This window comes from Flavihumibacter sp. CACIAM 22H1, assembly GCF_001601815.1.
GTDB lineage: Bacteria > Bacteroidota > Bacteroidia > Chitinophagales > Chitinophagaceae > Flavihumibacter.
Genome location: NZ_LUKG01000011.1, coordinates 54,324 through 61,653 on the forward strand (window position 1 = coordinate 54,324; position 7,330 = coordinate 61,653).

Genomic DNA, 7,330 nt, shown 5'->3' on the forward strand with positions numbered 1-7,330 from the left:
CCATTTAATTGGGTGTATGCTTTGTACCAGCGCTCGACAGCTATCCGAATAAGGCTGCCAAAACCCTTTTGCTCAAGAAGCCATTACGGGAAATTTCGGGCATAAGTTTTCATAGTCCGGGGCAATTGGCTGCCATCAATGATGAAGAAGGCAAATTGTTTATCCTATCCACTACCAATGGTAAATTCAACACCCTTAGTTTCGGCAAAAAAGGCGATTATGAAGACATTACCCGAAGTCCGGAAGGATATTATGTACTGAAAAGCAATGGTAACCTGCATTTATTGGACGGCAGAACAGGCCAGGAAAAAATGGTCTATCGCCTCCGCTTCGGAAAGTTTACCGAATTCGAAAGCCTTTGTTTTGATGCAGAAAAAAACCGGCTCTTGTTGATTTGCAAAACCTGCGAAAAAGACGAACCAGCTGTCTACGCCTGGGCATTTAACCTGGATACACATAGTTTAGAAGAGACACCGGTGTTTCGTATCGACTGGAAAGAGATCCGCCGCCTTGGTAAAGACGATACCCTGGAATTTTTTCCTTCTGCTGCCGAATTTCATCCCCTTACGGGCAAATTATTCATACTATCAGCTACCGACAAACTCCTGCTGCAATGTTCCAGGGAGGGGGTTCCTGAAAAGATAACCGGCCTGAACCCCGATCTTTTCCAACAACCCGAAGGGCTTTGTTTTACCCCTAATGGAGATTTATTTATCAGTAATGAAGGTCGGCAATCGAAAGCAAGCCTTTTATTTTTTCCTTATCAAGCCCCCGCATCTGCCGGAACCAGATAAAAATCAAGCACATGTATTACCCATTTATCCGATTACTGTTATTATGGGTTATGTTGGCAGGTGCTGCATTGTTCAGTTATGCACAAACAGATTCCCTGGTAACAGAGGTATTACTGATCGGAGATGCCGGTGAATTCAAACAGCAACGGCACCCGGTGCTGGATGCAATGCGGCAAAAACGAACCGGTAAAACACCCAAGGCCGCGGCCCTTTTTTTTCTGGGTGATAACAGTTACCCTGTTGGCTTGCCCGATCCGGGAGATCCTCGTTTTAACAGGGCCCGCTCTATTCTTGATACGCAATGGACAGCCGGTTTGCAACTGGCCGAGCAGGTCTATTTTCTGCCCGGCAATCATGATTGGGCCAAAGGCCATTCCAATGGCCTGAACCAGGTTAAGAACCAGGGAGATTATATCAGAACCCTTGAAAATCCAGGGGTAAATTTTTTGCCGGCCGATGGCTGCCCCGGCCCGGAGCTAATCCAACTGAATGAGCAGGTTAGCGTTGTAATGATGGATAGCCAGTGGTGGTTACAACAGTTTGAAAAACCAGGAATCAGCAGTGATTGTGATTGTAAAACTCCGGAAGAGTTTTTGTTCAGGTTGCAGGAAATACTAAACCAAAACCGCCATAAAATCATACTTTTTCTCAGCCATCATCCTTTTGTATCTGCAGGTATTCATGGTGGTTACTACCAGTTTAAGCAGCATTTTTTTCCTTTAACCGATCTTAACAAAAAGCTCTACCTCCCACTTCCGGTCATTGGCTCTTTGTATCCCCTGCTCCGCGGAGGTTTTGGCAATATCCAGGACATTCAACACCCCCAATACCAGCAAATGTCCTCACGGGTAGACACCATCCTGGCCAGTCATCCGGCAGTTATCCGGATTGCGGGGCATGAGCACGGTCTTCAACATATTATACGGCATGGAAATCATTACATAATAAGCGGCGGGGGATCAAAAGCAACCCGTCACCGAACATCTATTCCCGGGCGAACCAGTTTTTCTACCACGGGCTATGCCGTACTTCAACTGTACAAGTCTGGCATTTCCAGGCTGATTTTTTGGGAAGCTACGGAAACCGCCCATAAAGAAATCTATACACAGGTACTGCCCCTGCACCTGGCGGAAGATGTAACAATAAGTGGCCCCTTTACGTTGCCCCGATGGCCCGATTCTGTTCAGTTGGCTGCAGCACCCTACTTTAAAGCCGGCTCCCTTAAAAAATGGTTTTTTGGCTCCAATTACCGGAAAGAATGGATAACACCTGTTACAGTACCAACTATTTCCATCCGCAAAGAGAAAGGCGGATTAACGCCGGTGAAACGAGGCGGTGGTATGCAAAGCCGGTCGCTTCGGCTCCAAGACAGTACTGGTCGGGAATATGTACTTCGCAGCATCGAAAAATACCCCGATAAGACCCTACCGGAAGAGTTAAGGCAAACCTTTGTAAAAGATGCAATTGTTGATGGCATTTCCGCTTCTTATCCGTATGCTGCTTTATCGATCCCTCGGCTGGCGGAAGCAGCTGGTATTCCACATACCAAGCCAATGCTGGTATACCTACCAGACGATCCGGCACTGGGTCCTTTTCAAAAAGATTTCGGGAAACAGCTTTACCTGTTTGATACCAGAGAACCAGCTGAACTTTCAAAAACCTATAGTACAGATAAAGTATTGGAGGCACTACAAAAAGATAATGACAACCAGGTAGACCAGGCCGCAGTATTAAAGGCCCGCCTGCTGGACATGTTTATAATGGATTTTGACCGCCATGATGACCAGTGGAGATGGGGCAGAGTGCTCAAACAAGAAGGCTATCAATATTATCCTATTCCCAGGGATCGCGATCAGGCTTTTTTTGTAAGCCAGGGTAAAATACCCTGGCTGATCAGCCGCTCCTGGTTGTTACCAAAGTTTCAGGGATTTCGCGTACACGCTCAAAACATAAACACCTTTAATTATAATGCCCGTTATTTTGACCGCAGTTTCCTGAATAAAACAAATCGGTCCGATTGGGAAAACAGCTGCCGCCAGTTATTGGCTGAATTAACAGACAGCACTATTGACAGGGCATTAGCCGATCAGCCGGCTGAGATCCGGTTGTTGTCTGCCGCTTCCATTGCTGCAACTCTAAAGAAAAGAAAGGCCTACCTGCTGCAGGAAGCACTTTCTTACCAGGCCTTCCTGCATCGCAGTTTGGATATTCCCGGCTCCAGTAAAAAAGACTGGTTTGAATTGGAATGGAAAAAGAAAGGAGTACTGAAGCTAACTATCTACGATATCAATAAGCAAGGTCGGCCATTCGATAAGCTCTCAGAACAGCTGATTGATCCCACCATAACCAAGGAACTTCGATTGTATGGATTAGAGGGCAGTGATGTGTTTCGCATCAGCGGGCAGATGCCCCGAAAATTTACGATCCGGATTATCAGTGGCGAAGGAAATGACAGCCTGATTGCCCTGCAAACCGGCAATAAAAAACACCGCTTAAAATGGTATGATGCTAACTATGAACAGAACCATCAGGCGGGAAAGGGCCTGCTGCTTAAAAAATTTTCCGATCGGCCAGCTGTTCATACCTATAATCGTAAAAGCTTTCACTACAATATAACGGCTCCGCTTATACTGGCGGCCTATAACCGGGATGATGGACTGTTTTTAGGCGCAGGCATCAAAACAACCCATCATGCATTCCGGAAACAGCCTTATTCGTATCAACACCAGTTCAATGCTTATTATGCAGTTGCTACCGGCGCCTATCAGTTCCGTTATATACTCGACGCTCCTGCATTTCGATTCTATGCAAATCTTAAAGCCCCTAATAATACCAGGAACTTTTTTGGTTTTGGCAATCAGACAAAATTCATAAAAAACGAGGCCACAAATATCACCTATTACCGATCCAGGTTTAATCTCTTTGAACTGGCAGCGCTCGCTAAATACCAGCCGGCCCCCTCGCTTCTATTCAATGCCGGTCCCATTTTTCAGCATTACTGGATTGATTATGAAGACAATAAAGACCGGTTCATTACAACACCGGAAAGCGGGTTGGACCAGGAACGCTTACAACTGAAAAAATCCTACCTGGGTCTTCAGGTACAGGCAGAACTGGATACCCGGAATAACCGTTCCATCCCTTCGCGGGGCGTACATTGGATCAGCACTGGCCGGCTGGTTCAGGGCATAAATAATGCAGCCCGCTCTTTCCGGCAATGGGAATCAGCCCTCAGTTATTATATGGCACTAAGCAGTGGCAGCCAGTTGGTGCTGGCAGGCCGCATCGGCGGAGGGGGCAATTATGGAAACTATGAATTTTTCCAGGCGCAATACCTGGGAGGCAATGAAAGCCTCAGGGGGTATCGCAATTTTCGTTTTGCCGGCGATCACCGCCTGTACAACAATCTTGACCTGCGCATCCGTCTTACCGAGCTTCGGGGGTATATTTTACCCGGCGCATTGGGCATGATGCTGTTTCAGGATATCGGCAGGGTATGGTGGCAGGGAAGCAGTTCCAGGAAATGGCACCTGGGCTATGGCGCAGGGTTGTGGGTAGCGCCCGCCAACAGGTTTGTAGTAGCAGCCTGTTATGGCAAATCGGATGAGGGTGGATTACCTTTTATCAGCCTGGGATTTCAATTCTGAGCAATCTCAATTACTTCGGGTTGCCCATCCTTTAAAGGTTTATCCTCTGTGTCCATATTAATGCTAACGCGCAAAGCCTTTAGTCCGACTACGCCCTGTAATTCTTCCAGTTCCAATTGTTCCAGGTCATGTAATAACAAGCGTTGGTTTTGCAGAAACTCGATATAATCGAGGTATTCCGCCGCCTCTTTCGACTGGGAAAAAACAATGGCCAGCTTTCCGGGTTGCGTCAATCGTTCGTTGCTCCCTTTAACATGCACTTTATCAATCCGTTTTTTTATTATTTCATAACGGATATTATACGCACCGTCTACATCAAATTTTCTTTCTGCCGTCCGGAAACTGATGGAGATTGGGATACTATGAGCAAGTATGCGCTGTGTGGTTTTTAATGGATTACTCATCCGCAATTGGAGTTGGTGAGCCAGTTGCGCTGCTTTGGTTAGCGTAGTTATCTGCCACATCTTAAGATTCTTCAGGTAGAAGGTATCAAAGGGCTTATCAGGTGTTATGGACTGTCCGATATACATATTGAAATCCACGCCATCGGTTACAAAACGCTCAAAATAATGCGGGTAAATTCGTTGTGCAATTTCCTGTTCCGTATCAATAAACCTCGACAATTCCTGGTTGATAAGCGTAATACTTTCTTCAAAATCATGGCGATGATGAACCCTCAACCGGATCGAGGGATCAATTTGTTTGAAATAAGCTTCCACTGCTGTGGCTATTTCGGGCAGCAGCACCCGAAGGTGTTCAAAAAGTTCTACCACCTCATTCCGCAGGAAGTGATCAATCAACACTTCATCGCCTGAAAAAAGAATATTGGAAACGTTGTAACTGTATTTTTCAATTCGGTAAGCAACTTCCTCCAGTAAGGGCATTTTTGTTTTCGCCTGCGCCAGCCGAACTACTTCCCCTGCCTGTTTCAGCTGTTCCAGCAAATCGAGTTGAATGGCATTGTTTCTCTCAATAGATGAATTACGGATATCGATAGCGCCATAAAGCGGGAAAACATGCTCAAATACGATCGGCTCAATTTTCGCTTTAGCACCCTTAGCCTTAGCGGCAATGAATTGGAGGGCTGCTTCCGTGAATTTCCATTCAACCGAATTCTGCACAGCTGTAAAATGTTGTTTAATAACCTTATCCACCTCGTTATCGAGCGTTTCTGCCGCTTTTTCCATAGCCAGTACAAATAAAGGAATGGACTCCATAGCTTCTGCAAGATGTTGGTGCTGCAGCTTATCGGCTTCTTCGTGAACAAGGGTAAGCACACCAATCAGTTTCCCATTACTTTTTAAGGGGAAAAAAGCGGCACTTTTATACCCCTGATCGGCAATTCCCTGGAGCAAGGGGTAACGATTCAGCCATACATCGTCAATGGCAGAAAGTAGCAGGGGCTGGTCAGTTTCTTTAAACAGTTCCTGGAATACTTTACAAATAGAGTCTTCTCCTGCATGGTTATTGACAGATTTCAGCAGAAGGCTATGATGGGTAAATTGCTCCACCACAAGCTGGTGGTCATTTACCCGGAAAAAAGGCGTAATGCCCATTCGCACATTGTGAATTCCTATCAGTGTCTGAATCTGTTTTTCCAGCTGGTAAAACACCTCTGTATCGCCGAAATCATGTTGTTCGAGCAGAATATTTTTAATGGAATTGATCACTTCCCGATGTGTCACATTTTTAATCCGCACAATAGTAATTCCTTCGAAGCGGAAACGATTCAGCGGAAAAGCGTTCAGCAGCTTTTCATGGTGTAATATATCTGCCATATTACAGCACTGATCAAAGCCTGTAATATCGGGCAAATCGCCCATTGGTCGCACTTTTATAAAAGTGGTATCAAGATCCAGTTCATAATAATTAACCAACCCGGTTTCCGGGTTGGGAACTTTTAAAATACTGGTAATTGTACCGTCTATTTTATGACCATACAATTGAGATAAGATCATCTTATAGGCGGATGCACATTTTTCAATCTGCAGGTGTTGATTGGCAATTTCTTCCGGAATTCTGTTCAGTGAACCGGACTCATCCAGGAATAATTCCCTAAAACGGGAACTGGAATAAATGACCTCATGGCCAAAGGGGATGCCTACGCCATAAATATCTTCCTGGTCAGAATAGGTAACAGGAAAAAGGGTAGCCATTAACATGTCTACCCATTCTTCGTGTTCTTTAAGTAAGGAAATATCTTCGATTGGCTCCAGTAATTCAGGATGCCGTTTAATCCGATCCAGTAAATTTTGATACAGTTTGCGGGTGCCGGGCCGGCCTTCTGTCGCAGTTTTCGCCCAGGCATCTACCAAAGGGGCAAAGGATAACCTTGAATGAATGTCCATTGACCCGAAATAATTGGGTTCCATTTTGTTGACCGTTGCTTTAGAGCAAACGGAAACAAAGTTAACCAATTCTTAGATTACCGGAATATAGGTATCGTCGTACATCCACATCAACATTGGTTTGTTGCTGTTATCGATCATATTTCCAATTCGTTCCAGCATTTTAGGAGCAACAGATGGACAGCCTTCACTTTGCCAGATCGGGAAATTTGTTTCAATATCGGGTACGGTACCCATTGCATGTAGTACGATATAACGTTTCAGGGCGTTGCTGTTGCTCGACTCCAGTCCGTGTAACCGGTAGGAAAGACCAAAATCTCCTTCGTAGGATTTTCCAATTTTATAAACGCCGAGTGAACTGCAGTTACTTCCCGGTTTATTGGAATACTCCTTATCCAGGTTCAGGTTTTCTTTACCTCTTCCCTGCGCAACCAATGCGCTTTTTTCGATCCGCATGGTTTTGAGGTTCACGATAAAAAACCTGTATTTGTTGGATTTTACGCTCATGTCTACCAGGAAGGCATATTCATTATTATAACCC

4 protein-coding genes are annotated in these 7,330 nt (G+C 45.3%); 2 read left to right on the forward strand and 2 right to left on the reverse strand.

Going from position 1 to position 7,330, the window contains the following annotated elements; genetic code table 11:
* Positions 1–8 precede the first annotated feature (8 nt).
* Positions 9–794, forward strand: a complete 786-nt coding sequence (locus A1D16_RS05420; RefSeq protein ID WP_290708259.1) for an SdiA-regulated domain-containing protein — start codon at positions 9–11, stop codon at positions 792–794.
* A gap of 11 nt (positions 795–805) precedes the next feature.
* Positions 806–4,441 carry a BamA/TamA family outer membrane protein gene (locus A1D16_RS05425; protein ID WP_290708261.1) on the forward strand — a complete coding sequence of 1,212 codons (3,636 nt, stop codon included), beginning with the start codon at positions 806–808 and terminating at the stop codon, positions 4,439–4,441.
* Here the strand turns inward: A1D16_RS05425 and A1D16_RS05430 are convergent.
* Positions 4,432–6,789 (reverse strand): hypothetical protein, encoded by a 2,358-nt coding sequence (locus tag A1D16_RS05430; RefSeq protein WP_290708263.1) that lies wholly within the window; start codon positions 6,787–6,789, stop codon positions 4,432–4,434. The genes A1D16_RS05425 and A1D16_RS05430 overlap by 10 nt on opposite strands.
* Positions 6,790–6,861: 72 nt before the next feature.
* A partial coding sequence (locus A1D16_RS05435) for a murein L,D-transpeptidase catalytic domain-containing protein (RefSeq protein WP_290708265.1) occupies positions 6,862–7,330 on the reverse strand: 469 nt, incomplete at its 5' end.